Here is a 26,384-nt window from a genome sequence, read left to right on the forward strand (position 1 = left end):
GTTTGCGGTCTGATCGGCACGAAGGACGATTGGCGTGCCACACGGCGAGGCGCGATTTCCCGGCCCTGCCGATATGGTCGGACGAACCGTTGCGCTTTGTCGCCACATGGTTATCCCTTGACTCTTCAGTCGTTCGTCGGGGCCTCACTTGCACAGAAACCTAATTGCCGCAGTCGTTGTTTCGGCGCTTGCCTCCACGTCTGCACGCGCGGCTGACAAGGTCCTGATCGCCCCGGTGCCCGCCTGGGTGACGCAGGCCCCGCCCGTGCTAAAGGCGGACAGCGCGGTGCGCTTCGATGAGCAGGTGCAGGTCGATGGTGCCACCACCACCGTCTATATCGACACCATGCGCCAGGCCTCGAGCCCGGAAGCACTGCTGCAAATGGGCACGCTGACCTTGCCTTGGCAGCCTGACCACGGCGACCTCACGCTGCACAAGCTGGAGATCATCCGCGGCGATGCTGTGATCGATGCACTTGGCAAGGGCGAAGGCATCACCGTGATCCGGCGCGAGGCGGGGCTGGAGCGGCTGATGGTCGATGGCCAGCTCACGGCGGTCAAGCATATCGAAGGCCTTCGCGTGGGTGACGTGCTGCGCATGGTGTTCAGCATTTCCGAGCGCGACACCGCGCTGGCAGGCCACGTGCAGGATGGCCTCGTGCTGCTGCCCGCGCCGCTCAAGGTCGGCTTCGGCCGGGCGCGGCTGGTGTGGCGGACGGCCAGTCCGCTGACGGTGAAGTCGCTGGCGCCGGGGGTCACGCCCACGCCGAAGCCCGTCGACGCGACCTGGACCGAAATCGTGGTGCCGCTGCCGGTGGCAAAGCTGCCCGATGTCCCCAAGAATGCACCGAGCCGGTTCACGCCGTTGCCCTTGCTGCAGTTCACCAGCTTCCCTGACTGGGCCGCGGTCGCCAAAGTCATGGCGCCGCTTTATGCGGTGAAGGACACGATCCCGGCAGGCTCTGACCTTGCCGCGCGGGTCGATGCGATTGCAAAGCGATCCGCCGATCCGGTCACCCGCATGGCCGATGCGCTGCGGCTGGTGCAGGACGAGGTGCGCTATGAACTGATCGCGATGGGCAACGGCAACTATGTGCCGCAGGCCCCCGCCGATACCTGGGCGAAGCGCTATGGCGATTGCAAGGCCAAGACCCTGCTGCTCCTCGCAGTGCTCGATCGGCTGGGGATCAAGGCCGAGCCGGTGATGGCGAACAGCAAGCGCGGTGATGCGGTGCCAGACATGGTGCCCGCCGCGCTCGCGTTCGACCATGTCTTCGTCCACGCCAAGGTGGGTGAGGAGGACTTCTGGCTCGACGGCACGATGCTGGGTTCGCGCCTCGCCGATATCCGCGATGTACCCCGCTATGGCACGGTGCTGCCGATGGGTGGCACGATCGAAGGCAGCAAGCCCGCGCTGTTTGCGCTGCCGCTGCGCGCGCATACCCGGCCCGATATCGAAGCAGACCTTGCCTACGACATGGCCGCCGGGCCGCACCTTGCCACGCCCTATCACCTGACACTGCGCTACAACGGCACGTACGCCGCGGCCTACAAGGTCGATCCGGGCCCGAATTACGACGAGAAGCTGACGGGCTTTGCCGAAAAGGCGGCCACCAACTGGATCGGCGACACGTTCGTCGGCAAACCGCGCTCGACCTGGGATGCCGAGGCGGCCGTGTGGACGCTGGACTTCGACGGCATTGCCTATCCGGACTGGAAATACCGCGACGGGCACTATGCGCTCGCGGTGCCGCCGAGCCTCAAGGTCACCTACGACGCCCCGCGCGACCGGGCGGCATGGCGCGCGATCCCGGCGCTGATCAGCGAGCCATGGCATGCGCGGCTGCGCACATCGTGGAACCTGCCCGATGCGGGCAAGGGCGTGACGCTGAGCGGCGGCGATCCCGGCAGCCTCGACCTGCCTGCCGCCATCTGGCAGCGCCGCCTTGCACTCGCCGGAGGCACGCTTTCTGAGGAAATCGTCTCGCGCGAAAGCGGAGCCGAAATCGCACCCGACAAGGCGAGCACCACCGCCAAGGCGATTTCCGATGCGATGGAGCGCACTGCGCGCCTCTCGCTCGATCCCGCCTACCCAAAGTGGTGGGATGATGTAGCGCGGCGCAAGGGCAGCCCCGCGCTCGCCAAAGTGCGTGCGATCCTCGATGCGCGCATTGCCGACAAGCCCGACGATGCGACGCGCCTGACCGACCGTGCCTGGTTCGAACGGACGCTGTTCAACTGGGCCGCAGCCGAAGCCGACTATACCCGCGCCATCGCGCTCGATGCCTCGGCAGACCGCTATCTCAAGCGTTCGGGCCTCCGCAGCAAGATCGGCAATCGTGCCGGTTCGCTCGCTGATACGCAGGCCGCCTATGATCTCGAGCAGGGCAATGCCGATGCCCGCAGCAGCCTTGCCTATGATCTGATCGAGGCAGGTAAAGCGGACGAAGCGCTCAACCTGCTGCCCACCGACCTCGACATCGCCACCGACGACGGCCTCTCGAACTTCCTCGAAAAGGTCGACCGGCTCGAACAGGCCGACCGGCATGACGAGGCGCTCGCCATGCTCGACGAAGCACTGGAGAAGCGCGGCTCGTCAGCCAAGCTGCGCAATGCGCGCTGCTGGTATCTAGGCCTCAGGAACACCGCGCTCGATACCGCGCTGGCGGATTGCAACAAGGCGATCGAGCTCGATTCCGACCCGGCGATGTACATGGACAGCCGCGCACTGGTGCACTTCCGCGCGGGCCGCCTGAAAGAAGCCATGGCCGATTACGAAGCCGCGCTGGCGGCGGAACCCGAACAGACCGCCTCGCTCTTCATGGCCGGAATCGTGGCGGACCGCATGGGCGACAAGACGAAGGCGGCGGCGCTGTCAAAGGCAGCGAAGACGATGTTCCCGGATGTGGGGCACTTTTACGCGCACTACGGGATCAAGCCGTGAGGGGTCCGGAAAGCACGGTCCTTGCCCGGAAGGGCTGTTTTAGCTGCATGGTGAGCTAGGAAGAAGCCATGGCCCAGTTCTCGGTTCACGATGCCAAGGCGCAGCTATCCCGCCTGATCGCCGACGTGCTCGCGGGCCGAGAGGTGGTAATCACACGGCGCAATGTGCCGGTGGTGCGGCTGGTGCCAATAGCATCGCGCGGGCGTCGGCAGTTCGGCACGCTCAAGGGCCGAATCGCGATGGATGTCCGGTTTGACGAGCCGCTGCCCGAGGACGAACTGAGCGATTGGCAGCCCGGTGAAAGATACCAATAGACTGATCTGGTAGCCGGGGCAGCATACGCTGCCCCCACCCCTTACTTGACCAGTTCGACTTCCTCGAAGCTCAGTTCCACCGGCGTCGCGCGGCCGAAGATCGAGACGGCGACCTTGACGCGCTGCTTCTCGAAATCGAGTTCTTCGACGGTGCCGTTGAACGAGGCGAACGGGCCGGCGTTGACCTTGACCGAATCGCCGATCTCGTAATCGACCAGCACCTGCTTGCGCGGCTCGGCAGCGGCGGCTTCGCGCGCGCCGAAGTATCGGGCGGCTTCCTTGTCGGAAATCGGCTGCGGCTTGTTGTTGTTGCCGAGGAACCCGGTGACCTTGGGCGTGTTCTTCACAAGGTGGTAGATGTCGTCGTTCATCGCCAGCTTGGCGAGGACGTAGCCGGGCATGAACTTGCGCTCGACCTGGACCTTCTTGCCGCGCTTCACCTCGGTGACAGTTTCGGTGGGCACTTCGACCGCTTCGACCAGCTGCGAGAGCCCGATGCGCTCGGCTTCGGAGAGGATCGCATCCTTCACCTTGCTCTCGAAACCGGAATAGGCGTGGATGATGTACCAGCGGGCCATGTGCAGTCCTTGCGTGAATCTACTGAGAGTAAAGCTGATCAGGCGAGCGTCAGCAGCGAGCGCACGATCAGGCTGAAGATCGAATCGATGCCGAGGAAGAACACCGCAAGGATGAGCATCATGATGCCGACGAAGATCGCAGTCGTGGTCGTCTCGGCGCGGGTCGGCCAGATCACCTTGCGCGCTTCGGCGCGGACCTGGTTGATGAATTCGCCGGGGCTGAGCTTTGCCATCACGTGTTCCTGCCAATCACTTCAACTTGGGGCCGCACGTCCATCGCACGGGCTTCCACGGCTTCCGGCTAGGCCTCATCGCCGCCCCGGACAGGTCCGGGAGGGGCAGGCGAAGTTTCCGATGTCGGAAGAAGCCCGCATTTAGGCGCTGGGGCGGCACTTGGCAAGAGGCCGGGGGAGCGGCGGCGCGCTGGCAAACCTCCGGCTCCGGCAGAGGAGCGGCCTGCCAGCGCAGCCGGTCAGATCGTCTTCGTATCGATCACGAAGCGATACCGCACATCGCTCTTCAGCATGCGCGCATAGGCCGCCTCGATTTCTTCCATGCGAATCAGCTCGATGTCGGAGACCACGCCATGTTCGGCGCAGAAATCGAGCATTTCCTGCGTTTCAGCGATGCCGCCGATCAGCGAGCCTGCGATGCTGCGGCGGCGGGTCAGCAGGTGGAACAGCGTGGGCATCGGGTGCGGCTTTTCCGGCCCGCCCACCATCACCATCGTCCCGTCGCGCGTCAGCGTCAGGAGGTAGGGATCGAGATCGTGGCTGTGCGAGACGGTGTTGATGATGAGATCGAGGCTTTCGCGCGCGGCCTTCATTTCCGCCTTGTCGGTCGAGGCCACGACATGGTGCGCGCCGAGATCGAGAATCGCCTGCCGCTTGGCGGGATTGGTGGTGAAGCCGGTCACCTCGGCGCCGAGCGCGCGGGCAAGCTTGATACCCATATGGCCAAGGCCGCCGATACCGACCACGCCGACGCGCTTGCCCGGCCCGGCATTCCAGTGGCGCAGCGGCGACCAAGTGGTGATTCCGGCGCAGAGCAGCGGCGCAACGGCGGCGAGCTGTTCCTTCGGGTGGCGGATCGCCAGCACATAGGCCTGATCGACCACGATCGCTTGCGAGTATCCGCCGAGCGTGTGGCCGGGCGCATCGGGGGTGGGTGAATTGTAGGTGCCGGTCATCCCGCTCGCGCAGAACTGCTCCAGCCCCTCGCCGCAGGCCGCGCAAGTGCGGCAGCTATCGACGATGCAGCCCACGCCGACGGTATCGCCGGGCGCGAATCGCGTCACTGCACTGCCGGTGGCGCTGACCGTGCCAACGATCTCGTGGCCTGGCACGCAGGGAAACATCGTGCCGCCCCATTCGCCGCGCACGGTGTGCAGATCGGAATGGCACACCCCGCAATAGGCGATCTCGATCACCACATCGTTCGGGCCGGCTTCCCGGCGTTCGATCGCGAAGGGCCCAAGCGGCTGGTCGGCGGCCGCTGCGGCATAGGCTTTGACGGTCATGGCTGGGTGCTTTCGGCAGGAGTGGTGGTTTGTCGCCGCACCATGGCAGGCGGCGGCACAAGGGACAAACTCACGAAAGTGGGAACCGGCGCCGAGCCCTTACTGCGGAATCTATCCGCAGGACTTGGCAGGAGTGGAGGGACTCGAACCCACGGCCCTCGGTTTTGGAGACCGATGCTCTACCAACTGAGCTACACTCCTGTGCCGGAGAAGCGCCCTTAGTGGGTTGACGCGGCCAGCGCAACCAAAGAAGATTCCACCAAAGATGTCCCGTCACGACACCTCGATCATTCCGCCCGAACTTTTGCTTCAGGCCTATCGCGCCGGCATTTTTCCAATGTCGGACAGCCGCGATGACCCTGAAGTCTATTGGGTCGAGCCGCGGATGCGCGCGATCCTGCCGCTGGACGGGTTTCACGTGTCGCACAGTCTTGCGCGCACCTTGCGCCGTGGCCGCTTCCGCGTGACCTGCAACGAGGCCTTCGACGCGGTGATCGATGCCTGCGCTGCGCCGCGTGTCGATGCCGAGGACAGCTGGATCAGCCTGCGCATCGCGACAAGCTACCGCGAGCTGCACCGCCACGGGCATGCTCATTCGATCGAAACCTGGCAAGAAGGGCCGGGCGGCACTGAAGTGCTCGTCGGCGGGCTTTACGGCGTCGGGTTTGGCCGGGTGTTCTGCGGCGAAAGCATGTTCAGCCGCACCAGCGATGCTTCGAAGGTGGCGCTGGCGTGGCTTGTCGCGGCGCTGCGACGGGCGGGGGCGCAGTTGCTCGATTGCCAGTTCACCACCCCGCACCTTGCTTCACTGGGTGCGGTGGAGATCACGCAGGCGCGCTACCTCGATTTGCTGCAGGCGGCGCTGGGGACCGGCGCGGGCGTTCAGGTTGTTGGCGAATCGTCTGCCGGTGCGTCAGTCGGCGCGGGGGGTGCTGCCGGAGCGGCGGCGGCGGGCGGCTTGCCGGCGGGCTTTGCCGCGCTGCTGGTCGATGCTGCGGCGGCAGGGCTGTCCTCCTCGCCGGGGAACTTCATCGCGCAGTCCTTGACCCATACGTCATAGACCGGGTGCTCGACCACGTTGAGCGCGGGCGCGTTGCGGAACAGCCAGCCCGAGAAGACCTTGTGCCAGGCGAGCTTGTCCTTCGTGGTGGCCCGCTCCTCGACGAAGAGCTGGACGAAAGCCCCGGTTTCGGGCGGATCCTCCCACGGCGCTGTGCGCTCGCAAGTGGCAAGCTTGATGATCGCATTGCCGATGCGTCGCGATTCGCCGGTCTTCAGCGTGATGATCTGGGTGATGTTGTTGCGCTTGTTGAGGAAGCCGAGCGTTGCCACGCGGTCCTTGACCGGGGTGCCGAATTCGCTTTCGACGACGCCTGACGCATCGGCTGCGGGGCCTGCCCCTTGTGTCGCCTCGCTCGGTGGCGGGGCCTCGGCGTTCTTGTTGCCGCTGCATGCCGCCAATCCGGATAGAACCACCGCCAGCAGAGCAGGCGTCAGCTGCAGCGGTGCGAAGCGGCGCATCAGCCCTCGGGCGACCAGGCTTCGTAGTCGCCCGTGGCGCGCGCGCGCTTGCCGCCGCGCTCGAGCGCACCCTGCGGGCGGTAGGCGGCAGAGGTGCCGGTGGCGTTGGGGGTGAACGGGACTTCCCAGATGCGCGGCGGCGGGAGGTTGCTTTCGGGCGTGCCGTCAAAATTGCCATGCAGCCAGCCGTGCCATTCGGCGGGCACCCGGCTCGCGTCGTTCGCGCCGTTGTAGATCACCCAGCGGCGTTCGGTCCCGGCGAAGGGGTGGCCCTTGGGATAGGGCTTGCGCGCGCGGTAGTAGGTGTTGCCCTGCACGTCGGTGCCGACTTTCACGCCATTGCGCGCGCTGTCGAGCATGGTGCCGAAGGTGGCGCCGTCCCACCAGGTGAAGATCTTGCCGAGGATGCTCATGGGAAGCGCGCTTAGCGTCTGACAGGGGGGCCATGCAAGCGCATCATCGCATAAGGGATTGCATTGCTGCCCTGTGTTCATAGTCTGCAAGGCAAAGCCCCTTGCAACAGGATGGTCGCGTGGCGTGGGAGCATATCGAAATTGCCCGGTTCGGCGGGCCTGACGTCCTTGAACGCGTGCGCGAGGACGCGCTGCCTGTGCCCGGCCCGGGCGAAGTGCGCATCAAGGTGCTCGCGGCGGGAACCGGGTTTACCGACGCGTTCATCCGCATGGGCCGCTATCCGGATTTCAAGGGACCGCTGCCCTTCACGCCGGGCTATGATCTGGTCGGCACAGTCGATGCGCTGGGCGAAGGCGTCACCCGCCCGGCGCTGGGCGAGATGGTGGCCGATCTCACCGTGGTGGGCGGTTACACGCAATATGCCGTGCGGCCGGCGGCTTCTCCGGTGCTGGTGCCGGAGGGTATCGATCCGGCGGAAGCGGTCTGCCTCCCGCTGGCCTACATGACCGCGTATCAGATGCTGGCGCGCGCCGCAGCGATCCAGTCGGGCGCGACCATCCTCGTCGTCGGTGCGTCGGGGTCGGTGGGCACGGCGCTGCTGGATCTGGCACGGGCGATGCGGCTGCGCGCAATCGGCACGTGCTCCGCCGCTAACCTGAGCGTGGTTGAAAGCTACGGCGCACAGGCGATCGACTACCGCGCGGGGGATTTCGTCGAGACCGTGAAGAGCGCGACAGGCGGGCGGGGGGTCGATGCGGTGTTCGATGCGATTGGCGGCACACATTTCAAGCGCTCGTTCAGCACGCTGGCGAAGGGCGGCGTGCTGGTCGGCTATGGCTCGCAGACCATGGCGACAGGCGGGGAAAGCCTGATTGCCGCCGGGCTCGGCCTTGCCCGGCTCAAGCTGTGGTCGCTGCTCAGCCCACTGCTCGGCGGCCGGCGCGCGGTGTGGTATTCGATCACCGACCGGCGCAAGGCGCATCCCGGGCAATTCGCCGAGGATCTGACCAAGCTGCTGGGCTGCCTGAAGGAAGGCCGCATCCGTCCGGTCGTGGCCGACCGGTTGCCGCTATCCGCCGCCGCCGATGTGCACCGGCGGATCGAAAAGGGCGGGCTGGGCGGAAAGGTCGTGCTGCTGCCCTGGGGTTAGGGTCCAAACTCAATCAGGGCGCGTTCGAGGCGCCCAAATGGCGAACATATCGGCCGAAGCGGCCCGCCGCGAAGGCTGGCTGCCTATGCAAGGGCCGCTTTGGCCGAGATGGAAGCCATTTGGGCGCCCCGGAGGGGTTTGACCAAAACGGCCCATTGCTGCGTCGGAAAGGCTTGAGATATCGACATATCCCTGCGCCTTCCCTCCTTGCACTGAGCCATTCTGCCTCAAACCTCGAACGCGCCCTGATTGAGTTTGGACCCAAGGACCTACCAGTTGACGGTATCGCCCGCCTTCAGCCCGATCTGCGCGGCTCGCCCGCCGTTAAGCTCCAACACGCCCGCCGCAGCGCCAACCGAAGGAAGCGGCGAGAGATCGTAGGGCACTGCGTTGGCCGCGATGTTGAGCACCTTGTGGTCCGCGCCGATGAAGATGATGTCGAGCGGGATCACCGTGTTCTTCATCCAGAACGCGCTGGGCCGGGGCGGATTCATCGGGAAGATCATCCCCTCGTCCGCGCCCATCACGGTGCGGAACATCAGGCCGCGTTCCTGCTCGCCCGGCGTGGCGGCCACTTCAACCTTGAACACGTGCGCGCCGCTGGCAGTCGTCACGGTCAGCGGCACCACGGTGAGGCCGGAGACAGGGTGGACGGAAAGCTGTGCGGCAGGCGCAGTGGTGGCCGTCCCTTGCGCACTCGTCGATCCCGCGCCGAGCGGCGAGCAGCCGACCGCCGCAATCAGCAGCGCAAGACTGGCGGCCCTGTTCCAGAGCGTCTTCGGCCAGATTGCCTTATTCATGTTCATCGGCCCATTCTTCGAGGTCACTGAGGTCCCGCGCATCCATCACCCGGCGCACATGGTCAAGCCCGTGCCCGGCGCGAAGATAGGCCGCGAGGTGCTTGCGGCGCATGGCAGGATCAAGGCAGGGTTCACCTGAATAAGGCCAGAACCGCTTGCGCCGGGCAAAGGCGAGCACGGCATGGCGGCGCTCGGTCTCGTTGCCGCGCGCGGCGGCGCGCAAGGGCTCGGCAATGCCGTCATGGTTCAGCGTATCGTCGATCCGCCGCGCGCCATAGCCGCGCCGGCGCAGGCTCTCGCCCTTCGCGGCCGAGAAAGCGGCATCGTCGACAAAACGGCGCTCCGCCATCCGCGTCACGAGCGCTGCAATGTCGGGCGGGCTCTCTTCGGCCCAGCCGCGCTCGCGCAGTTTGCGGCGCAGATAGTCCGCAAGCCGCCCCGAACTCGTCGCGAAGCGCGCCACATAGGTCAGCGCGAGCGCATCGAGGGCAGCCTGATCGAGCGGCGGAGGCGGGGTTTTCTGCCGTCTCCCCCCGGCTCGGCCCGACGCGTGCACGGAACTAGTAAACGCCATGCCACATTCGTGCCACAGTCCCGCGTAAATGGGAACGTCCCGCAATCGTCTGCGGGGACAGAACTGCCCGGTTGGGCCCCTATCGCATTCAACCCAGAACCATAACGGGGTAACGCATGACTGTCCTGGACGCCGCCGCCAAGGCCGCGCTGGTTCCGACGCCCAACGACGATGGGCGTCCGCGTCGGTTTGCCGATTTCACCACTTTCTGCGAGGCGCTGGACTTCGCCGCCGAGGGGCCATGCGGCCTCAATTTCCACGATGCGCGTGGAACGCTGGTGCGCGTCTATCCCTATGCCGAGCTGCGCGCCGATGCGCTCGTCGCCGCGCGCCGCCTCATCGCGATGGGCGTGCAGCCGGGCGACCGGATTGCCCTGATCGCCGAGACCGGCGCAGACTTCGCCTCGCTTTTCTGCGGCGCGATGTATGCGGGTGCCTGGCCGGTGCCGCTGCCGCTGCCCACCAGCTTTGGCGGCAAGGAAAACTACATCGACCAGCTCGCGGTGCAGATCACTAGCTCCGATCCCGCGATGCTGCTCTACCCCGACGAGATCGCCGCAATCTGCGCCGCTGCGGCAGAGCGCTGCGGCTGCAAGGGCCTGACCTGGCAGGAATTCGCTGCCGCAGCAGAGCCGGCCGAGACCGAACTGCCGACGCCCGATCCGGACGCGATTTCCTACCTCCAGTATTCGAGCGGCTCGACCCGCTTCCCGCACGGCGTTGCCGTGACCCACCGCGCATTGCTGGCAAACCTTGCCGGCCATTCGCACGGCATGGAATTCCAGCCCGGCGACCGCGCGATCAGCTGGCTGCCGTGGTATCACGACATGGGTCTGGTCGGCTGCTTCCTTTCGCTGATCGCCAACCAGGTTTCCGCCGATTACCTCAAGACCGAGGATTTCGCGCGCCGCCCGCTGGCGTGGCTCGATCTGATCAGCCGCAACAAGGGCACTTCGATGTCCTATTCGCCCACCTTCGGCTATGACATCTGCGCGCGCCGCATCTCCAGCCAGAGCAACGTGGCCGAACGCTTCGACCTTTCGCGCTGGCGGATTGCGGGCAACGGCGCCGACATGATCCGGCCCGACGTGATGCAGAGCTTCGTCAATGCCTTTGCCGATGCCGGCTTCAAGGCGAGCGCCTTCCTGCCGAGCTATGGCCTTGCCGAAGCGACGCTGGCGGTCACGGTGATGCCGCCGGGCGAAGGCATCCGAGTCGAGCTCGTCGAAGAAGAGCGCCTTTCGGGCACGCCTCGGGATCTCTCCCGCCCCGCCCGCTACCGCGCTATCGTCAACTGCGGCGTTCCCGTGCGCGGCATGGAAGTCGAAGTGCGCGGCGAGCATGGCGAGGCCCTTGCCCACCATCACATCGGCAAGGTGTGGTGCCGCGGCTCCTCGGTCATGCACTCCTATTTCCGCGATCCCGAAGCGACCGAAGCCTGCATGGTGGGCGGCTGGCTCGATACTGGCGACATGGGTTACCTCAACGAAGTGGGCTACCTGTTCATCGTCGGCCGGGCGAAGGACATGATCATCATCAACGGCAAGAATCACTGGCCGCAGGATATCGAATGGGCGGTGGAGCAGCTGCCCGGCTTCCACCAGGGCGATATCGCCGCCTTCTCGGTCGAGACTGAAAACGGCGAGGAAACCCCGGCGGTACTCGTCCACTGCCGCGTATCGGACCCCGAAGAACGCGTGAAGCTGCGCGACGCGATCCGCGACAAAGTGCGCGCGATTACCGGCATGAACTGCGTGATCGAACTCGTGCCGCCGCGTACGCTGCCGCGCACCAGCTCGGGCAAGCTGAGCCGCGCCAAGGCGAAGAAGCTGTACCTCACCGGTGAGATCGAGCCGTACAGCCTGGCGGCGTGAGCGCGCCCGCCTCGCCCGCAGCGGACCGTCTGATCTTCATATACAACGCCAATGGCGGGCTGGTGCAGATGGCGCTGGATTCGCTGCACAAGACGCTCTCGCCATCGACGTACCCGTGCAGCCTCTGTGCGGTGACCTACGGTTCGCTGCGCATGGACCCGAAGTGGCGGAAGTGGCTCGCGGGGCTGCCGATGCCGGCGGTGTTCCAGCACAAGGATGACACGCCGCACAAGGGCATCCCGCTTCCGGCAGTCCTGCGCGAACGCGGCGGCAATGTCGAAGTCCTGATCGACGCGCCGACGCTCGACGGCCTCGGCACGCTCGATGCCCTGATTGCGGAGATGGAAGCGCGCCTCGCCTGAAACGTGCGCCGGTCAGCCGACCAGCTTCTCGCCCTTTTCGCGCACCGCGCTTTCGATCATCCGCCGCGCGAAACCGGCGCCTGCGGGAATCTCGACCTCGAAATCGAGGCTCGCTTCGGCAATCGCCGCACTGCAGGGGATCGTGTAGCCCATCGCGCTGACAACCACGTCCAGCGTGTCTTCATCGACCCAACTGGTTTCGACCGTGGCGAGGCCGCCGAGCATGCCCTTGGCCTTGTCCTCCGCGTCACCCAGCCGGGCGGCCATGCGGCGGCGCAGTTCATCCTTGCCGAGGGTGTGGGGGATCGAGACGCGCATCAGACGTCAGCCTTGGGCGCAGCAAGCTGCGGGGCCGCCTGATCGAGCTCGCCCCCGTACTTGTAATCGAGGAAGCGCCCGCGCACCGCGAGGGCATCGAGATCGCCGGCCGCCAGCTGGCGCGTGACCGCATCGATCTCCTGGCTGATCTTGCCGAGCCCATCGGTGAGCTGCTGATCGGCGTTGCGCCCGTCGCGCTGTTCGCGGCGCAGGCCCGCCGGGATGCGGCGATAGCTCTCAACCATGCCGGGAAGATGTTCGCCCACCAGCTTGCGCACTTCGGTGACGGCGGGTTCAGCCGGATCGACACCTTCGAGCTGCAGACCAAGGCCATCGAGCTGCACGCCGATCTGGTCGATCAGGTTCACCGCAGGCGCGGGCAGCGCCGGGCGCTGGGCTTCGAGCCAGAGTTCAGTGCGCGCGACCATGGTGCGGACGTCGCCCCTGTTCAGCGCCGTGAGATCCGGCACTTTGAGCTTGGGGAACGTGCCGAGCACCGCCAGCGCGGCGACGATGGCCAGGAAGGTCACCACGATCCCGGTGAAACCGATGCCGTTGATCGCCAGCCCCGTCACAAACGCGCCGAGCAGGATCGCCATCACAGCGAAAGCCATGCGCGCGGCCTTGCGCGCCAGGTGAAGCCGCTTCAGCTCCGCCGAACGCCGCCCGATCGAACGACCACCGACCCGGCGCCCGCCGGCCTGCTGGCGCTGCAGGCTGGCGCGCGCTTCGGCAAGGATTCGGCTGCTCTCGCTCGCGCTTTCCGCCATGTGAAGATCAGCCCTCCAGGCTCAGCAGCGGCGAAGTAGCGTCTCCTGCGAGCTTCGCTTGCGCCTGCCCTTCCGCGCGCGCGATGTAGCCCTTGGACTTCTCGACCTCGCCCGAGAGCGTGTCGACCGTCTGCTTCATCGCATCGAGCGCCTTGAGCTTGAACGTGTCGATGGTGTCCATCGTCTCGTAGATATTCTGGAAGGCGCGTTGCAGGGTTTCCAGCGGGATCGTGCTGGAGGCGGCCATCTCATGGATCTTGCCGGTCTGCTCGCGCAGCAGCTTGCCGGTCGAATCGATGATGTTCGCGGTCGTCGTGTTGAGCGCGGTGATCTGCGAGAGAACGAGGCGCTGGTTGGTCATCGCCTGCGCAACGGTGACGGCGGTGCGCAGCGCGGCGACCGTGGTCGTGCCCGCGCGGTCCACGCCCTTCACCAGTTCGACATTGTTCTTCTTCACCAGATCGAGCGCAAGATAGCCCTGCACCGTGACCGCCATCTGGGTCAGCAGGTCCTGCGTGCGCTGGCGAGTGTAGAACAGCGCGCTTTCGCGGATCGCCTTGGCCTTGGCCGGATCGGTGTGATCGAGATCGGCAGCAGCATCTTCCAGCTTCTGATCGAGCACCTTGGAGATGTGGATCATCTGCTCGAGATTGCCCATCGCTTCCCACAGCTTGCCGCGCTCCACGTCGATCGCGGCGTTGTCCATCAGCAGCTCGTCCTTGCCCGAAGCGAGGCGGTCGAGGATCGCCTTGATGTGGCCTTGCGAGGACTGGTAGCTGTCGAAATAGGTCTTCAGCTTGTTGCCGAAGGGGATGATGCCGAGGATCTTGCGCGGGCCGGAAAGCTTGCCCTGGCGGCCGGGATCAAGCTCCTCCACCGTGCGGCGCAGCGCGGCGAGATCGGCGCCGACGCCGCCATCCTTGTCCATCGCGCGCACTGGGCGATCCAGAAACCGGTTCGACATGCCCGCCGCCTGCGCGATTTCCTTGCGGCCCATGTTGGAGAGCTGATCGACGCGCTTGCCGAATTCGGGGCTCGCTGCATCCTGCTCGACGAGATCGGCGACGAACGCCTCCGCACGCGCTTCGAGCTTGGACCTGGTGTCGTCGCTCACCGGCACGAGGCCTGCCGCCTGCGTCGGCGCGACCACCGGCACGGGATCGGGCGGAGTCAGCGTGATGGGGGAAACGGTATCGGTCGAGTTGCTGGCCATGGCGTCGTGTCTCACTCCCGCCCCCGGGATAGTCGGCGGGCGCTTGTGCTGGCAATGTGGCGTGCCGATCGCCGGTTCGCAAGCTGTATTGGCAAGATAATACAGCCACTGCCCTTCGGACCTGCTCGACAGCGGGGCGCCGAGCGCCCAATTCCGAGGCATGAACGGTTCTTTCCCTGTCCTGTGCTGCGCAGTCTTCGGCGCTTCCGGCGGCATCGGCGGTGCACTCGCGGCGGCATTGGCCGCGCGCACCGATGTTGCCGAAGTCCACGCCGGATCGCGGCGCGGCGATGCACCGGGTGGGAGCAAACTGCGGCCCTTCGCGTTCGACTTGCAGGACGAGGCAAGCATTGCCGCCGCGTGCACTGGCATGGGCGGGCCGCTCGACATGGTGCTCGTCGCCACCGGCCTGCTCACCCGTGCGGATGGGACGGGGCCGGAGAAATCGTACCGCGCGTTGAGCGCCGAGGGCATGGCGGAACTCTTTGCGGTGAACACCATCGGCCCGGCGCTGATCGCGAAGCATGCGCTGCCGCTGCTGCGGCGCGACCGGCGCGCGGTGTTCGCCGCGCTTTCGGCGCGCGTCGGTTCGATTGCGGATAACCGGCTGGGCGGCTGGCATGCCTACCGCGCCAGCAAGGCGGCGCTGAACATGCTGGTCAAGAACCTCGCGCTGGAACTGGCGCGAACGCACCCGCAGGCCGTCGCGGTAACGCTGCATCCGGGCACGGTGGACAGCGCACTGTCGGCACCGTTTCAGCGCGGCGTGGCGGCGGAGAAGCTTTTCACGCCAGCGTTTTCGGCAGGGGCGCTGCTGGGGGTGCTGGAGGGGCTGACGCCGGAGGATAGCGGCGGACTGTTTGCGTGGGACGGGGCCGAGATTCCGTTCTGAGCTGCCTCAAAACCCCCGGATCACCTCGAGGAACCTATCCCCATAGGCTTCCAGCTTGCGTGCGCCAACACCGCCAATGGCGCCGAGGTCTTGCTGGGTGGTGGGCCGCCGCGCCGCCATGTCGCGCAGGACGGAATCGTGGAAGATCACGTAAGGCGGGACGCCGGCTTCTTGCGCAAGCTCGCGGCGCAGGGCGCGCAAGGCTTCGAACAGGGGCTCGCCCACCGGGTTGGGCACGGCCTCCCCGCCCCGGCGGCGGCGGCTGGTGCGATCAGTCTTGGGTGCGACGACGAGATCGAGCCGCCCCTCGCCCTTGAGCAGCGCGCGGGCATCGCCGCCGAGCATGAAGCCGCCGTGCTCATTGGTGACGAGCGTGCCGCGGGCCCGCAGCGCGCGCGCGACAGAGCGCAGGAGCGGCGCTTCATCGCCGGGGACAATGCCGAATACCGAAAGCTGATCGTGGCCGCGATCGGTAACGCGTTCGTCAGCTGCGCCGGTGAGCACCTTCTCGAGGTAGCCAAGGCCGAACATCTGCCCCGTGCGATAGACGGCGGAGAGCAGCTTGCGCGCCAGCTGCGTCGCGTCTGTCACCCCCGGCGCGTGGAGGCAATTGTCGCAGTTGCCGCAGCGTTCGGGCGGGTGCTCCCCGAAATGGCGCAGGAGGACGGCGCGGCGGCACGTGTGGGCTTCGACAAGACCGGCGAGCGCATCGAGGCGCACCCGTTCGCTGGCGCGGCGGTGCTCCTCAACTTCGCCGATGCGCATGCGGGCGCGGGCGAAATCGTCTGCGCCCCAGAGCATCAAGGCGACGGCATCATCCCCGTCGCGCCCGGCGCGGCCGGTTTCCTGATAGTATCCTTCGATCGATTTGGGCAGGCCCGCATGGGCGACGAAGCGCACGTCGGGCTTGTCGATCCCCATGCCGAAGGCGACCGTGGCGACCATTACCATGTCTTCGCTGGCGACAAAGGCGGCCTGATTGGCGGCACGCACCTCGGCAGGCAGGCCCGCGTGATAGGGCAGCACGCGCCGACCCTGCTTTCCGGGCCCGCCTGCCGAGAGTTGTTCTGCCAGTTTCTCCACGCCATTGCGCGTGGGCGCATAGACGATCCCCGGCCCTGGCTGTTCGGCGAGCAGGGCCTTCAGCTGGCGCAGCGCGTTGTCGCGCGGGGTGATCCGGTAGCGGATATTGGGCCGGTCGAACCCGGCAATGATCAGGCCTTCATCGGGGATGCCAAGCTGGGCGAGGATATCGGCGCGGGTGTGCCGGTCTGCCGTGGCGGTGAGCGCGAGGCGCGGGACATCGGCGAAACTATCGAGCAGTGGGCGCAGCAGGCGATAATCCGGCCGGAAATCGTGGCCCCATTCGGAGACGCAATGCGCCTCGTCGATAGCGAACAGCGCGATGGGGGCGCGGGTCAGCATTTCGCGGAAGTGGGGCTGGCTGGCGCGTTCGGGCGCGACGTAGAGCAGGTCGAGCTGGCCTGAGCGGAAGCGCTCGATGGTCTGCTCGCGGTCCATATCGACGCTGGTGAGTGCGGCGGCGGCGAGGCCATTGGCATTGGCCGAGCGCAGCTGATCGTGCATCAGCGCGATGAGCGGGGAGATGACCACGCAGGTGCCCGGCAGCATCGCGGCGGGGAGCTGGTATGTGAGCGACTTGCCCGCGCCGGTTGGCATCACCGCGAGGGTGGATTGCCCCGCCAGCACCCGGCTGACCACCTGGTCCTGCACGCCCCGGAAGCTCGAAAAGCCGAAAATGCGGGCAAGGGCGGCCAGTGACGCAGATTGCGCGTCGTCCAGGGCTTCGGGGCTGATCGTCGACACAAAACTGCCATGGCAGATCGCATGGACTAAGGAAAAGCCCTATTGGCTCCGCGGCGGATTATCCCCGGCTTATCGGCCGCGCACCCGCGCGATCACGGCTTCTTCGGCGGCGGTGAAGGCGCTTGCACCCTTGGCGGCATCATCGGGCACCGCCGTGGTGAAGAAGGCGATGCCGCGGCCGGTTTTCGGATCGAGCCAGAGGCCGGAGCGCAGGGCATAAGCCTCGCCGGGATGGCCGAGCCGGGGGACGCCATCGCCGAATGGGTCGTCGTGGCAGCCTTCCATGCGGTTTGCAATCGGCTGGAGGCCGAGGCCATAGGCGCAGAAAAAGCCATCGGGCTCGCCATTTTCGCCAACACCATTGTGCCCGTTGAGGCGCCACTCAGGGGTGGTGAGCGCGGCGTAGCTGGCGGGCGAGAGGAAGCCGCGCCCGCCGCGCGCGAGCATCTGGCCGATGCGGGCGAGATCGCGCATCGCAATGCGCAGACCGCCCTGCGGCGAGAACAGCGCGCCGTTCCAGCCGGGGGTGTAGGCGGCAAGATCGCAAGGCTTGCCCTCGATCACCACGACCGGGCAGGCGGGCAATGTGCCCTTGAGATCATCCCGCGCGACGCTGCCATCGGCGCGGTAGAGCACCACCGCGCGGGCGGCTGCGGCGGCATCGCAGCCAGACCAGTTGTAGCAGGCGGAAAGCCGCAACGGCTTCAGGACAAGGCGCTGCATCAGGCGATCGAAGCGTTCGCCCGTGGCCGCTTCCATGACCGAGGCGACCACCGGGAAATTGAGGTTGGTATAGTGGAACCAATCATCCCCGGGGCCATGCGCGGGATCCCAGGCGCGGGGATCGGCCAGGCGCTGGCGCAGCGTTTCGCCGAGCGGGATGATGTAGTCCGCGCCGTCGGTCAGGCCCGAGCGGTGCGAGAGAAGCAGGCGCAGGGTGATCGGGCGATCCGGGAACTGCGGGTGGCGCAGCGGCCAGCCGAGCCAGACCGAGACATCGGAATCGAGATTGAGCTTACCCTCGTCCACCAGCCGCAGCACGCCGAGCGTGGTGACAAGCTTGGAAATCGAGGCCACGCGGACCGGATCATCGGCAGTGGCCTTGCGGCCGCTGGCGCGATCCGCCAGCCCTTCGGCGAGGACCGGGCGGATCGTGTGGCGATCGAAGGTAACGGCGACAGTTGCGGGCGGCTCTGCCCGCACAGTTGCCGGGAGCAAGATCGCGGCGACGAGGGCGAGAGCCGCCCTCACCCCTGCCCCGCCCCGAGACCCAGCCCCAACCGAGCAAGGCGCGGGCGGACGTTGGGCACGGTCAGCATCGTGCTGGCGACGGCCATCAGCAGCATGGCGGTGAAGGTTTCCGCGGTGATGATCTGCTTGTCGAGCAGCACGTTGACGAAGATGATCATGATCAGCGCCTTGGTCTGGAGCATCCAGCCGATCACCGCTGCCTCGCCCTTGGTCCAGCCGAGAATGCGGCCGGCAAGATGCACGCCGGCAAGCTTGCCGATCACGGCTGCGGCAAGGAACAGCGCCGCCGCGCCGAATACGGCCGCGCCGCCAACGCCCCAGTTGGTGCGCAGGCCGGTCGAGAGGAAGAACACCGGCATGACCGCAAGCAGCAGGAATTCGCGAAAAGCGTCGAGTCGCTCGCGGCTGTACCACTTGGCATCGAGCACTGCGCCCGCAAGGAACGCACCGACCATGAAGTGCAGGCCCGACCAGTCTGCCGCGAAGCCGCAGGCGGAGAGCCAGATAAGGCTGACGTACCAGCGGTCGTTCTCGCCAATCCGCGCAACGAGCTGGCGCACGGCCCAGGCCGCGACCGCGAAGATGACGAGGAACAGCCCCTGCCGCCCGACCCGCTCCCAATCGAGCAGGATCAGCGCGAGGACGCCCCAGATCAGCACGTCGTCAAGGCTGGCATAGCGCAGCAGGCGTTGACCGAAGGGCGTGCGGAAGATGGCGAGCTTTTCCATCAGCAGCACGAGGATGGGAAGCGCCGTGACCGCGCAGGCCATGCCGATGCCGAGCACGGCCTGGCCGTAGTTCCCCTTGGGTCCGATCCAGCCCGGTTCCAGCAGCAGAAGCGCGGCCGCCCCCGCGCCGAGCAGGAGCGGGAAAATCAGCGCGCAGCCTGCGGTGATCGCCGTCTCGCGCCAGTTGCCGAGCGCATCGCCGAGATCGAGTTCGAGCCCTGCGGCGAACACGAACATCATCACTGCCCACCACGCCACGCCGTTCAGCGCGCCGATGACCTGCGGGTTGAACACGAAGCTGTAGTAGCCGGGAAACGCGGCGCCGAGCACGCCGGGTCCGAGGATGATGCCGCCGACGATCTGCACCACCACCAGCGGGGCATAGTGGTCCGTCCGCAGCAGGCGCCAGACCGCATAGGGGACGGCAAGGATGATCGTCAGTGCGATCAGGAAGATTTCGGAGGTGCTCATCGTCGCCATAGCGTGAGACTTTTATTGCCTCTGCCGGGCAAGGGCTATTGCCATTGCATCCCGGGTGATTGGAGGTCGTGGATAAAGTCAGACATTAATGTTGAATCGCTCCGGATTCCAGCCTTCGCAAGAAGGGCGAGGCGTGTGGGCGCGGCACGATCAATCCAGATTGGGCCGCAGCCAGCGTTCCGTTGTTGCAAGATCGAAGCCGCGGCGGACAGCGTAGTCCTCCACCTGATCGCGGCCGATGCGGGCAACGCCGAAGTACTGGCTTTCGGGGTGGGCAAAATAGAAGCCCGAAACAGCGGCGGTGGGCAGCATGGCCTGCGATTCCGTGAGCACGATGCCGGCATTGTCTTGCGCGCGCAGCAGATCGAACAGGATCGGCTTGAGGCTGTGATCCGGGCAAGCCGGATAGCCGGGCGCGGGGCGGATGCCGCGGTATTGCTCACGGACCAGCGCCTCGTTGGTGAGCTGTTCGCCCGGCGCATAGGCCCAGAGCGTAGTGCGCACATATTGGTGCAGGCGTTCCGCGTAAGCTTCGGCGAAGCGGTCCGCGAGGGCCTTCAGGAGGATGTCGTTGTAATCGTCGTGCGCGGCCTGGAAGCGTGCGAGATGCGGCTCGATGCCGTGGATGCCAACCGCGAAACCGCCGAGCCAATCGCCCTGCGGATCGATGAAATCGGCAAGGCACATGTTCTTGCGGTCGCGGCTCTTGCGGATCTGCTGGCGCAGGAAGGGAAGCCGCACGTGGCGCTCTTCCTCCGGGAGGTAGAGCACGACATCGTCTTCCTCGCGGTGGCAGGGCCAGAAGCCCGCGACGCCCTTTGCGGTGAACCACTTTTCCGCGATCACCTGATCGAGCATCTTGCGCGCGTCGGCAAAGAGCGAGCGGGCGCTTTCGCCAACAATCTCGTCATCGAGGATCGCGGGGTAGTTGCCGGCGAGTTCCCAGGCACGGAAGAACGGGGTCCAGTCGATGCATTCGGCAAGGTCTGCCAGATCCCATTCCGGGAAGACGTGGATGCCGGGCTGTTCGGGCGGCGGAGCCTTTTCCGAAAGATCGGGCGCATAGGCATTGGCGCGCGCATCGGCGAGGCTGAGGAGGACCGAAGCCTCCTTGCCGGCGCGCAGATCACGCACGTGCTGGTATTCGTGCGCCGTCGCCTCGACAAAGCCATCGCGCTGCGTGTCCGAAAGGAGCTGGCTGGCGACACCGACCGCACGGCTGGCATCAAGCACATGGACGACAGGGCCTTCATAGGCCGGATCGATGCGCAGCGCGGTGTGGACCTTGCTGGTGGTCGCACCGCCGATGAGCAGCGGGATGGTGAAGCCCGCGCGCTGCATTTCCTCCGCCACGGTCACCATCTCGTCGAGCGAGGGGGTGATCAGGCCGGAAAGGCCGATCATGTCGACATCTTCGGCCTTGGCGACTTCGAGGATCTTCGACCACGGCACCATGACGCCCAGGTCGATCACTTCGTAGCCGTTGCACTGGAGCACGACGCCGACGATGTTCTTGCCAATATCGTGGACGTCGCCCTTGACGGTGGCCATGATCATGCGGCCCTTGGGGCGCGCGCCGGGGAGTTTTTCCGCCTCGATGAACGGGATGAGGTGCGCGACCGCCTTCTTCATCACGCGCGCGGATTTGACCACCTGCGGCAGGAACATCTTGCCCGAACCAAACAGATCGCCAACCGTGTTCATGCCCTGCATCAGCGGGCCTTCGATCACTTCGATGGGCCTGCCGCCGCGCGCAAAGATTTCGGCGCGGGCTTCCTCGGTATCCTCGACCACGTACATGTCGATGCCCTTCACGAGGGCATGCTCCAGGCGGCGGACGACGTCCCAGCCGCGCCATTCCTCGGCGGCCTTTTCGGCGACGGCATCCTTGCCCTTGTAACTTTCGGCAAGGTTGATCAGCCGCTCGGTCGCGTCCGGGTGGCGCATGAGGAGCACGTCCTCGCAGGCCTCGCGCAAGGTCGGGTCGATCTGGTCGTAGATATCGAGCTGGCCGGCGTTGACGATGGCCATGTCCATCCCCGCCGGGATCGCGTGATAGAGGAACACCGAATGCATCGCGCGGCGCACGGTTTCATTGCCGCGAAAGCTGAACGAGAGGTTGGAAAGGCCGCCCGAGATATGGACGTGCGGGCAGCGGGCACGGATCTCGCGCGCGGCCTCGATGAAATCGAGCGCGTAGCGGTCATGCTCCTCGATGCCGGTGGCGACGGCGAACACGTTGGGATCGAAGATGATGTCTTCGGCCGGGAAGCCGATGCCGAGGAGGAGGTCATAGGCACGCGCGCAGATCTCGACCTTGCGCGCCTTGGTATCGGCCTGGCCCTTCTCGTCGAAAGCCATGACGACGACAGCGGCGCCATAATCCATGCACTTGCGCGCCGAGGTGAGGAAGGCTTCCTCGCCTTCCTTCATCGAGATCGAATTGACGATGGGCTTGCCCGAAACGCACTTGAGGCCCGCCTCGATGACTTCCCACTTCGAGCTGTCGATCATCACCGGCACGCGGGCGATATCAGGCTCGGCGGCGATCAGCTTGAGGAACGTGGTCATGGCGTGGACCGCATCGAGCAGGCCCTCGTCCATGTTGACGTCGATGATCTGCGCACCGTTTTCCACCTGCTGGCGCGCGACTTCGACTGCCCGGGTGTAGTCACCCGCGAGGATCAGCTTCTTGAACGCGGCGGAGCCGGTGACGTTGGTGCGTTCGCCGACGTTGACGAAGGATGAGCCGGTGGGGCGAGTTGCGGTATCGGTTGTCATTCTGATCTCCCTCTCCCCTTCAGGGGAGAGGGCCGGGGAGAGGGGAACCTCCCGCCGGCCATGCATGTGTTTCAAGGTCGAGGCCCCTCTCCCAACCCTCTCCCCTGAAGGGGAGAGGGCTAGAGTATCAGGCCATCACGAACGGTTCGAGCCCGGCCAGGGCCGTGGCGGTCTGGTGTCCAGGCAGCACGCGCGGCGGCAGGCCCTGCACCGAGCGGGCGATGGCCGCGATGTGTTCCGGTGTGGAGCCGCAGCAGCCGCCCAGCACATTGACCTGCCCGTGCTCGGCCCATTCGTGGACGAGGCCGGCAGTGGTGGCGGGCATCTCGTCGTACTGGCCGAGTTCGTTGGGAAGGCCCGCGTTCGGGTAGACCATGATCAGCGTATCGGCGATCTGCGAAAGCGCGCGGACGTGGGGGCGCAGCTGCGACGCGCCGAACGAGCAATTGAGCCCAATGGTGACAGGGCGCGCATGGCGCACCGCGTACCAGAAGGCTTCGACCGTATGGCCCGAGAGGTTGCGGCCTGAAAGATCGGTCAGCGTCATCGAAAGCATGATCGGCACTTCGCGGCCGAGCTGCTGTTCGAGCAGGCGGACGGCCATGATCGCGGCCTTGGCGTTGAGCGTGTCGAACACCGTCTCGACGAGGATGAAATCCGCGCCGCCTTCGACGAGAGCTTCGGCCTGTTCGCGGTAGACTTCGACGAGGAAATCCCAGTCGATCTCGCGGAAGCCCGGATCGTTGACGTCGGGGGAGAGCGAGAGGGTCTTGTTGGTCGGGCCGATGGCACCGGCGACGAAGCGCGGGCGGCCATCATCGGCCTGGAATTCATCCGCCACGCGGCGGGCAAGCTTGGCGCTTTCGAGATTGATCTCGCGCACCAGATGCTCGGCGCCATAGTCGGCCTGGCTGATGCGGTTGGCAGAGAAGGTGTTGGTTTCGGCAATATCCGCACCCGCCGCGAAATAGGCGCGGTGGATCGATTCGGGCACATGCGGCGCGGAAAGCGCGAGGATATCGTTGTTGCCCTTCTGATCGCGCGAAAGGCCGAGCGTGCCGGCGTAATCGGCCTCGGTCAGCTTCCAGTTCTGGATTTCGGTGCCGAATGCGCCGTCGGTGATGAGGATGCGCTTGCTGGCCTGTTCGAGCAGAGCCGTGCGAGCAGCGGATGGGGTAATCGTCATGCAGCTTGCTCCAGCGGGGCGCGTTCGGGGCGCAGGCCGAGCAAGTGGCAGATCGCGTAGGAAAGCTCGGCGCGGTTCAGGGTGTAGAAGTGGAAATCGCGCACGCCGCCTGCGTAAAGACGGCGGCAGAACTCGGCGGAAATGGTCGCCGCGACGAGTTGGCGCGAGGCGGGATGATGATCGAGCCCTTCGAACAGGCCGTCCATCCATGCCGGGATCTGCGCGCCGCAGGCCGCTGCGAACTTGCGCGTCTGCGCGACGTTGGAGACAGGCAGGATGCCCGGCAGCACCGGCGCGGTGATCCCGGCGGCGGCAAGCCTGTCGCGGAAGCGGAAGAAGGTCTCGGGCTCGAAGAAGAACTGGCTGATCGCGCGGGTGGCCCCGGCATCGAGCTTGCGCTTCAGGTTGTCGACATCCGCTTCGACGCTGGGCGAATCCGGATGGCTTTCGGGATAGGCCGCGACCGAAATTTCGAACGGCGCGATCTGCTTGAGGCCGGCGACGAGGTCCGCCGCATTGGTATAGCCATCGGGGTGCGGCGTGAAGGGTACGCCCGGCGCGCCCATGTCCCCGCGCAGCGCGACGATGTGTCGCACGCCTGCTTCCCAGTAGCTTTCCGCCACTTCGCGGATTTCGGCCTTGCTGGCATCGACGCAGGTAAGGTGCGCGGCAGCGGGGAGGCGCGCTTCCTTGATGATGCGCGCGACGGTGCCGTGGGTGCGGTCGCGCGTGGAGCCGCCCGCGCCATAGGTGACCGAGACGAAGCTGGGCCGCAGCGGGGCGAGCGTGGTCACCACTTCCCACAGCTGCTCCATCAAGGGATCGGTGCGCGGGGGGAAGAATTCGAAACTGACCCGGATATCGCCCGGCAGTCCCGCAAACAGCGGGGTATCGAGCGCGGTGCGGGCTTCACGCAGTTGATCGAAGGTTGTGGTCATTGTGCTGCCAGTCTTGGAAACTCGGTGCCGGGAAACTTGCTGATGGCGGCGCGGCCCTCGCGGCGCACGCCGGTCCAGATCTTGACGATGAGTTCGTGCCCGGGAAGCGCGCGATCACCGGCGGGATCGAACCCGGCAGCGGTGAGCAGCGCGGCAACCTGCGCGTCGGAAAAGCCGAGGCGGGCATGGGCATGCGCGGTGCGCAGTTCCTCGCGCTCGTGCGAGGCGAAATCGACGATCACCACCCGCCCGCCCGGCGCGGTGACGCGCGCGGCCTCTGCCAGCACGGCCTGCGGGGCCAGCGCATAGTGGAGGACCTGGTGGAACAGCACCGTATCGAAGCCGGAATCGGGGAATGGCAGCTGCGCGAAATCGCCCTGCACGAGGCTGACGTGCCCGGCCGGCAGATGCTGCAGCCGGGTGCGGGCAAGCCGCAGCATTTCGGGGCTCTTGTCGAGCGCGGTGACATGCTGGGCGCGCGCGGCAAACAGTTCGGCAATGCGGCCGGTGCCGGTGCCGACATCGAGCAGACGGCCGATCTGGCCGGAGAGCATTTCGCCCAGCGCCGCCTCGACCGGGCCATCGGCGATGTGGAGGCTGCGCAGTTCATCCCATTCGGCGGCGTGACGGGCGAAATAGTCCGCCGCGCTGGCTTCGCGCGCGGAGCGGATCACGCCGAGGTGCTGTCGGTCTTCGGCGCACTGGGCCCCGAAATCGGCATCGGCGGACTCGGCACTGATCAGCACGCGGGCAAGTGCGGTGCCGAGCGCATCGGGCGCTCCGCCCTCGCTGACCGCAGCGCGCAGGAACACCCAGCCGCCTTCGCGGCGGCGCTCGGCAAGGCCGGCATCGCAGAGGATCTTGATGTGGCGCGAAACGCGGGGCTGGCTTTGGCCGAGAACTTGCGCAAGTTCACCCACGGCCAGTTCCATGCTGGCCAGCAGCCGCATGATGCGAAGCCGGGTAGGATCGGCCAAGGCGCGGAGGGTTTCGAGCACGGACATCGTGATAAGCATATAAAGCCTTCTTTATATCATGCAAGCCATATAAGGAATTCCTTATATGGTATAACAGTCCGATAACAAACCGGGTTGGTGGTTTGAGGTTTGCCATGGCAGGGAGGGCGCACTAGAACGCGCCGGCACAGCGGCGGTGTGCCGCGAGAACCGACCATATCGAACAGCCTGAGGGACTAACATGACAAAGACCACCCAGATCAAGCGCCTCGCCACCGTGCTGGCCTGCGCGGCCGCCTTTGCGCTGAGTGCCTGCGGCAAGACCGACGACGCTTCGGCCGGCGCTACCGCCGACAATGTCGAGATGCCCGCTGACGAGCTGCCTTCGGCCGAGCCTTCAGCTGCCGCCCCGGCCCCTGCCGCCGATGCCTCGCAGGCCGCGCTGAGCGCCGAGGACGCTGCCAAGAGCGCCGCCGACAGCGCGGTTTCGGCTGCAGAGGAAGCCAAGGCCGCAGCCGCTGCTGCCGCCGAAGAGCAGAAGCCGCAGCAGTGACCGGCGCGGGGAGCATGCGCGCGGCGCTGGCCGCCGCCACGCTGCTCCCCGCAGCGCTCTGCCTAAGCGGCTGTCAGAAAGACACCGATCCGGGGCCGGGCGGGGTCACCGTCGGTGAAGCCCGCGCGCTCGATGAAGCGGCGGAAATGCTGGAAAAGCGCCCCACCCCGCCGCTGGTGGATGCGACCGTGCCCGCAGATTTGGCGACTGTTCCGGCCGCCGGGGCAACGGGCGGCGCCAGCGCGAAGCCCTAGGCCGTAAACTCATAAACCGCGCCATCGAGGCGACCAAATGGCGAACATATCGGGCCAAGGCGCCCGCCGGGAAGGCTGGTTGCCTTTCCAAGGGCGCGTTGGTTCGAGATGGAAGCCATTTGGTCGCCCCGAAGGGGTTTAGCCAGAATGGCCCATTGCTGCGTCGGAAAGGCTTGAGATATCGACA

Annotated in this window: 26 protein-coding genes, 1 tRNA gene and 1 pseudogene; 9 read left to right on the forward strand and 19 right to left on the reverse strand. The window is 66.2% G+C overall.

Features of this window, described 5'->3' with window-relative positions; genetic code table 11:
* Nucleotides 1-148 precede the first annotated feature (148 nt).
* Together Q0071_RS10715 and Q0071_RS10720 are read left to right on the forward strand one after the other, a co-directional pair.
* Nucleotides 149-2,944: a DUF3857 domain-containing protein gene (locus tag Q0071_RS10715; RefSeq protein WP_298168689.1), complete on the forward strand. Its 2,796-nt coding sequence runs from the start codon at nucleotides 149-151 to the stop codon at nucleotides 2,942-2,944.
* 68 nt (nucleotides 2,945-3,012) lie between these two features.
* Entirely contained in the window at nucleotides 3,013-3,258 is a 246-nt protein-coding gene (locus tag Q0071_RS10720; RefSeq protein ID WP_298168692.1) for a type II toxin-antitoxin system prevent-host-death family antitoxin, read from the forward strand.
* A gap of 41 nt (nucleotides 3,259-3,299) precedes the next feature.
* Here Q0071_RS10720 and nusG read toward each other — a convergent pair whose 3' ends face one another.
* The 4 genes from nusG to Q0071_RS10740 all read right to left on the reverse strand — a co-directional run bounded on the left by nusG (nucleotide 3,300) and on the right by Q0071_RS10740 (nucleotide 5,556).
* Nucleotides 3,300-3,836, reverse strand: a complete 537-nt coding sequence (gene nusG / locus Q0071_RS10725) for a transcription termination/antitermination protein NusG (protein ID WP_298168695.1) — start codon at nucleotides 3,834-3,836, stop codon at nucleotides 3,300-3,302.
* Between the two features lie 38 nt (nucleotides 3,837-3,874).
* Nucleotides 3,875-4,069, reverse strand: coding sequence for a preprotein translocase subunit SecE (secE, locus tag Q0071_RS10730; protein WP_298168698.1), 195 nt, complete (start codon nucleotides 4,067-4,069; stop codon nucleotides 3,875-3,877).
* A 239-nt stretch (nucleotides 4,070-4,308) separates the two neighbouring features.
* Nucleotides 4,309-5,355 (reverse strand): NAD(P)-dependent alcohol dehydrogenase, encoded by a 1,047-nt coding sequence (locus Q0071_RS10735; protein ID WP_298168701.1) that lies wholly within the window; start codon nucleotides 5,353-5,355, stop codon nucleotides 4,309-4,311.
* A 125-nt stretch (nucleotides 5,356-5,480) separates the two neighbouring features.
* Nucleotides 5,481-5,556: transfer RNA gene (locus Q0071_RS10740), tRNA-Trp, on the reverse strand.
* A gap of 64 nt (nucleotides 5,557-5,620) precedes the next feature.
* Here Q0071_RS10740 and aat point away from each other — a divergent pair.
* On the forward strand, nucleotides 5,621-6,415 hold the full coding sequence (gene aat, locus Q0071_RS10745; protein ID WP_298168704.1) for a leucyl/phenylalanyl-tRNA--protein transferase: 795 nt from the start codon (nucleotides 5,621-5,623) through the stop codon (nucleotides 6,413-6,415).
* A 35-nt stretch (nucleotides 6,416-6,450) separates the two neighbouring features.
* Here aat and Q0071_RS10750 read toward each other — a convergent pair.
* Nucleotides 6,451-6,876, reverse strand: a pseudogene (locus Q0071_RS10750) (DUF2155 domain-containing protein); the annotation flags it as partial.
* Nucleotides 6,876-7,289 (reverse strand): NADH:ubiquinone oxidoreductase subunit NDUFA12, encoded by a 414-nt coding sequence (locus Q0071_RS10755; RefSeq protein ID WP_298168706.1) that lies wholly within the window; start codon nucleotides 7,287-7,289, stop codon nucleotides 6,876-6,878. The pseudogene Q0071_RS10750 and the gene Q0071_RS10755, both read right to left, overlap by 1 nt.
* Before the next feature lie 101 nt (nucleotides 7,290-7,390).
* On the opposite strand from Q0071_RS10755, the gene Q0071_RS10760 reads away from it, so the two are divergent.
* A complete protein-coding gene (locus Q0071_RS10760) occupies nucleotides 7,391-8,440 on the forward strand; it encodes a medium chain dehydrogenase/reductase family protein (RefSeq protein ID WP_298168711.1) in 1,050 nt (349 codons plus the stop codon).
* Nucleotides 8,441-8,709: 269 nt separating this feature from the next.
* On the opposite strand, the gene Q0071_RS10765 is transcribed toward Q0071_RS10760, so the two are convergent.
* Both Q0071_RS10765 and Q0071_RS10770 read right to left on the reverse strand, forming a co-directional pair.
* Nucleotides 8,710-9,240, reverse strand: coding sequence for a DUF192 domain-containing protein (locus Q0071_RS10765; protein WP_298168715.1), 531 nt, complete (start codon nucleotides 9,238-9,240; stop codon nucleotides 8,710-8,712).
* Complete coding sequence (locus Q0071_RS10770; RefSeq protein ID WP_298168718.1) at nucleotides 9,233-9,814, reverse strand: RecX family transcriptional regulator; 582 nt, start codon at nucleotides 9,812-9,814, stop codon at nucleotides 9,233-9,235. The genes Q0071_RS10765 and Q0071_RS10770 overlap by 8 nt, the downstream gene beginning before the upstream one ends.
* Before the next feature lie 116 nt (nucleotides 9,815-9,930).
* Between Q0071_RS10770 and Q0071_RS10775 the strand changes: the two genes are divergently transcribed.
* Together Q0071_RS10775 and Q0071_RS10780 are read left to right on the forward strand one after the other, a co-directional pair.
* The gene (locus Q0071_RS10775; protein ID WP_298168721.1) at nucleotides 9,931-11,688 is read left to right on the forward strand and encodes a fatty acyl-AMP ligase; all 1,758 of its coding nucleotides are present in this window, start codon (nucleotides 9,931-9,933) and stop codon (nucleotides 11,686-11,688) included.
* Nucleotides 11,685-12,050, forward strand: a complete 366-nt coding sequence (locus Q0071_RS10780) for a hypothetical protein (RefSeq protein WP_298168724.1) — start codon at nucleotides 11,685-11,687, stop codon at nucleotides 12,048-12,050. The genes Q0071_RS10775 and Q0071_RS10780 overlap by 4 nt, the downstream gene beginning before the upstream one ends.
* 12 nt (nucleotides 12,051-12,062) lie before the next feature.
* Here the strand turns inward: Q0071_RS10780 and Q0071_RS10785 are convergent, their stop codons facing one another.
* The 3 genes from Q0071_RS10785 to Q0071_RS10795 are packed head-to-tail and all read right to left on the reverse strand — an operon-like array spanning nucleotide 12,063 to nucleotide 14,351.
* The gene (locus Q0071_RS10785; RefSeq protein ID WP_298168727.1) at nucleotides 12,063-12,368 is read right to left on the reverse strand and encodes a hypothetical protein; all 306 of its coding nucleotides are present in this window, start codon (nucleotides 12,366-12,368) and stop codon (nucleotides 12,063-12,065) included.
* Nucleotides 12,368-13,138 (reverse strand): hypothetical protein, encoded by a 771-nt coding sequence (locus Q0071_RS10790; protein ID WP_298168730.1) that lies wholly within the window; start codon nucleotides 13,136-13,138, stop codon nucleotides 12,368-12,370. The genes Q0071_RS10785 and Q0071_RS10790 overlap by 1 nt, the downstream gene beginning before the upstream one ends.
* A gap of 7 nt (nucleotides 13,139-13,145) precedes the next feature.
* The gene (locus tag Q0071_RS10795; protein ID WP_298168733.1) at nucleotides 13,146-14,351 is read right to left on the reverse strand and encodes a toxic anion resistance protein; all 1,206 of its coding nucleotides are present in this window, start codon (nucleotides 14,349-14,351) and stop codon (nucleotides 13,146-13,148) included.
* 160 nt (nucleotides 14,352-14,511) lie between these two features.
* Between Q0071_RS10795 and Q0071_RS10800 the strand changes: the two genes are divergently transcribed.
* Nucleotides 14,512-15,243 (forward strand): SDR family NAD(P)-dependent oxidoreductase, encoded by a 732-nt coding sequence (locus tag Q0071_RS10800; RefSeq protein ID WP_298168736.1) that lies wholly within the window; start codon nucleotides 14,512-14,514, stop codon nucleotides 15,241-15,243.
* A gap of 6 nt (nucleotides 15,244-15,249) precedes the next feature.
* Here the strand turns inward: Q0071_RS10800 and recQ are convergent, their stop codons facing one another.
* The 7 genes from recQ to Q0071_RS10835 form a co-directional block, all read right to left on the reverse strand.
* Complete coding sequence (gene recQ / locus Q0071_RS10805; protein WP_298168765.1) at nucleotides 15,250-17,061, reverse strand: DNA helicase RecQ; 1,812 nt, start codon at nucleotides 17,059-17,061, stop codon at nucleotides 15,250-15,252.
* Nucleotides 17,062-17,139: 78 nt separating this feature from the next.
* Entirely contained in the window at nucleotides 17,140-18,321 is a 1,182-nt protein-coding gene (locus Q0071_RS10810; protein WP_298168738.1) for a serine hydrolase, read from the reverse strand.
* Entirely contained in the window at nucleotides 18,318-19,520 is a 1,203-nt protein-coding gene (locus Q0071_RS10815; RefSeq protein WP_298168741.1) for a cation:proton antiporter, read from the reverse strand. Before Q0071_RS10815 ends, Q0071_RS10810 begins: the two co-directional genes overlap by 4 nt.
* A gap of 159 nt (nucleotides 19,521-19,679) precedes the next feature.
* The gene (metH, locus tag Q0071_RS10820; RefSeq protein ID WP_298168744.1) at nucleotides 19,680-22,310 is read right to left on the reverse strand and encodes a methionine synthase; all 2,631 of its coding nucleotides are present in this window, start codon (nucleotides 22,308-22,310) and stop codon (nucleotides 19,680-19,682) included.
* 127 nt (nucleotides 22,311-22,437) lie between these two features.
* Nucleotides 22,438-23,496: a homocysteine S-methyltransferase family protein gene (locus tag Q0071_RS10825; RefSeq protein WP_298168747.1), complete on the reverse strand. Its 1,059-nt coding sequence runs from the start codon at nucleotides 23,494-23,496 to the stop codon at nucleotides 22,438-22,440.
* Nucleotides 23,493-24,434: a methylenetetrahydrofolate reductase [NAD(P)H] gene (metF, locus tag Q0071_RS10830; RefSeq protein WP_298168750.1), complete on the reverse strand. Its 942-nt coding sequence runs from the start codon at nucleotides 24,432-24,434 to the stop codon at nucleotides 23,493-23,495. Before metF ends, Q0071_RS10825 begins: the two co-directional genes overlap by 4 nt.
* Nucleotides 24,431-25,450: a metalloregulator ArsR/SmtB family transcription factor gene (locus Q0071_RS10835; RefSeq protein ID WP_298168754.1), complete on the reverse strand. Its 1,020-nt coding sequence runs from the start codon at nucleotides 25,448-25,450 to the stop codon at nucleotides 24,431-24,433. Before Q0071_RS10835 ends, metF begins: the two co-directional genes overlap by 4 nt.
* A gap of 181 nt (nucleotides 25,451-25,631) precedes the next feature.
* Between Q0071_RS10835 and Q0071_RS10840 the strand changes: the two genes are divergently transcribed.
* Entirely contained in the window at nucleotides 25,632-25,943 is a 312-nt protein-coding gene (locus tag Q0071_RS10840) for a hypothetical protein (protein WP_298168757.1), read from the forward strand.
* A 14-nt stretch (nucleotides 25,944-25,957) separates the two neighbouring features.
* The gene (locus Q0071_RS10845) at nucleotides 25,958-26,197 is read left to right on the forward strand and encodes a hypothetical protein (protein ID WP_298168759.1); all 240 of its coding nucleotides are present in this window, start codon (nucleotides 25,958-25,960) and stop codon (nucleotides 26,195-26,197) included.
* Here Q0071_RS10845 and Q0071_RS10850 read toward each other — a convergent pair.
* A partial coding sequence (locus Q0071_RS10850; RefSeq protein WP_298168762.1) for a hypothetical protein occupies nucleotides 26,194-26,384 on the reverse strand: 191 nt, incomplete at its 5' end. The two genes, Q0071_RS10845 and Q0071_RS10850, sit on opposite strands and share 4 nt — an antisense overlap.

Source organism: Novosphingobium sp. (assembly GCF_027486195.1).
Taxonomy (GTDB): domain Bacteria; phylum Pseudomonadota; class Alphaproteobacteria; order Sphingomonadales; family Sphingomonadaceae; genus Novosphingobium.

Coding starts and splice junctions, on each gene's coding strand:
- Q0071_RS10720 (WP_298168692.1), top strand. CDS start 3,013: ATGGCCCAGTTCTCGGTTCACGATGCCAAGGCGCAGCTATCCCGCCTG.
- nusG (WP_298168695.1), bottom strand. CDS start 3,836: ATGGCCCGCTGGTACATCATCCACGCCTATTCCGGTTTCGAGAGCAAG.
- secE (WP_298168698.1), bottom strand. CDS start 4,069: ATGGCAAAGCTCAGCCCCGGCGAATTCATCAACCAGGTCCGCGCCGAA.
- Q0071_RS10735 (WP_298168701.1), bottom strand. CDS start 5,355: ATGACCGTCAAAGCCTATGCCGCAGCGGCCGCCGACCAGCCGCTTGGG.
- aat (WP_298168704.1), top strand. CDS start 5,621: ATGTCCCGTCACGACACCTCGATCATTCCGCCCGAACTTTTGCTTCAG.
- Q0071_RS10755 (WP_298168706.1), bottom strand. CDS start 7,289: ATGAGCATCCTCGGCAAGATCTTCACCTGGTGGGACGGCGCCACCTTC.
- Q0071_RS10765 (WP_298168715.1), bottom strand. CDS start 9,240: ATGAATAAGGCAATCTGGCCGAAGACGCTCTGGAACAGGGCCGCCAGT.
- Q0071_RS10770 (WP_298168718.1), bottom strand. CDS start 9,814: ATGGCGTTTACTAGTTCCGTGCACGCGTCGGGCCGAGCCGGGGGGAGA.
- Q0071_RS10775 (WP_298168721.1), top strand. CDS start 9,931: ATGACTGTCCTGGACGCCGCCGCCAAGGCCGCGCTGGTTCCGACGCCC.
- Q0071_RS10785 (WP_298168727.1), bottom strand. CDS start 12,368: ATGCGCGTCTCGATCCCCCACACCCTCGGCAAGGATGAACTGCGCCGC.
- Q0071_RS10790 (WP_298168730.1), bottom strand. CDS start 13,138: ATGGCGGAAAGCGCGAGCGAGAGCAGCCGAATCCTTGCCGAAGCGCGC.
- Q0071_RS10795 (WP_298168733.1), bottom strand. CDS start 14,351: ATGGCCAGCAACTCGACCGATACCGTTTCCCCCATCACGCTGACTCCG.
- Q0071_RS10800 (WP_298168736.1), top strand. CDS start 14,512: ATGAACGGTTCTTTCCCTGTCCTGTGCTGCGCAGTCTTCGGCGCTTCC.
- Q0071_RS10815 (WP_298168741.1), bottom strand. CDS start 19,520: ATGAGCACCTCCGAAATCTTCCTGATCGCACTGACGATCATCCTTGCC.
- metH (WP_298168744.1), bottom strand. CDS start 22,310: ATGACAACCGATACCGCAACTCGCCCCACCGGCTCATCCTTCGTCAAC.
- Q0071_RS10825 (WP_298168747.1), bottom strand. CDS start 23,496: ATGACGATTACCCCATCCGCTGCTCGCACGGCTCTGCTCGAACAGGCC.
- metF (WP_298168750.1), bottom strand. CDS start 24,434: ATGACCACAACCTTCGATCAACTGCGTGAAGCCCGCACCGCGCTCGAT.
- Q0071_RS10835 (WP_298168754.1), bottom strand. CDS start 25,450: ATGCTTATCACGATGTCCGTGCTCGAAACCCTCCGCGCCTTGGCCGAT.
- Q0071_RS10840 (WP_298168757.1), top strand. CDS start 25,632: ATGACAAAGACCACCCAGATCAAGCGCCTCGCCACCGTGCTGGCCTGC.
- Q0071_RS10845 (WP_298168759.1), top strand. CDS start 25,958: ATGCGCGCGGCGCTGGCCGCCGCCACGCTGCTCCCCGCAGCGCTCTGC.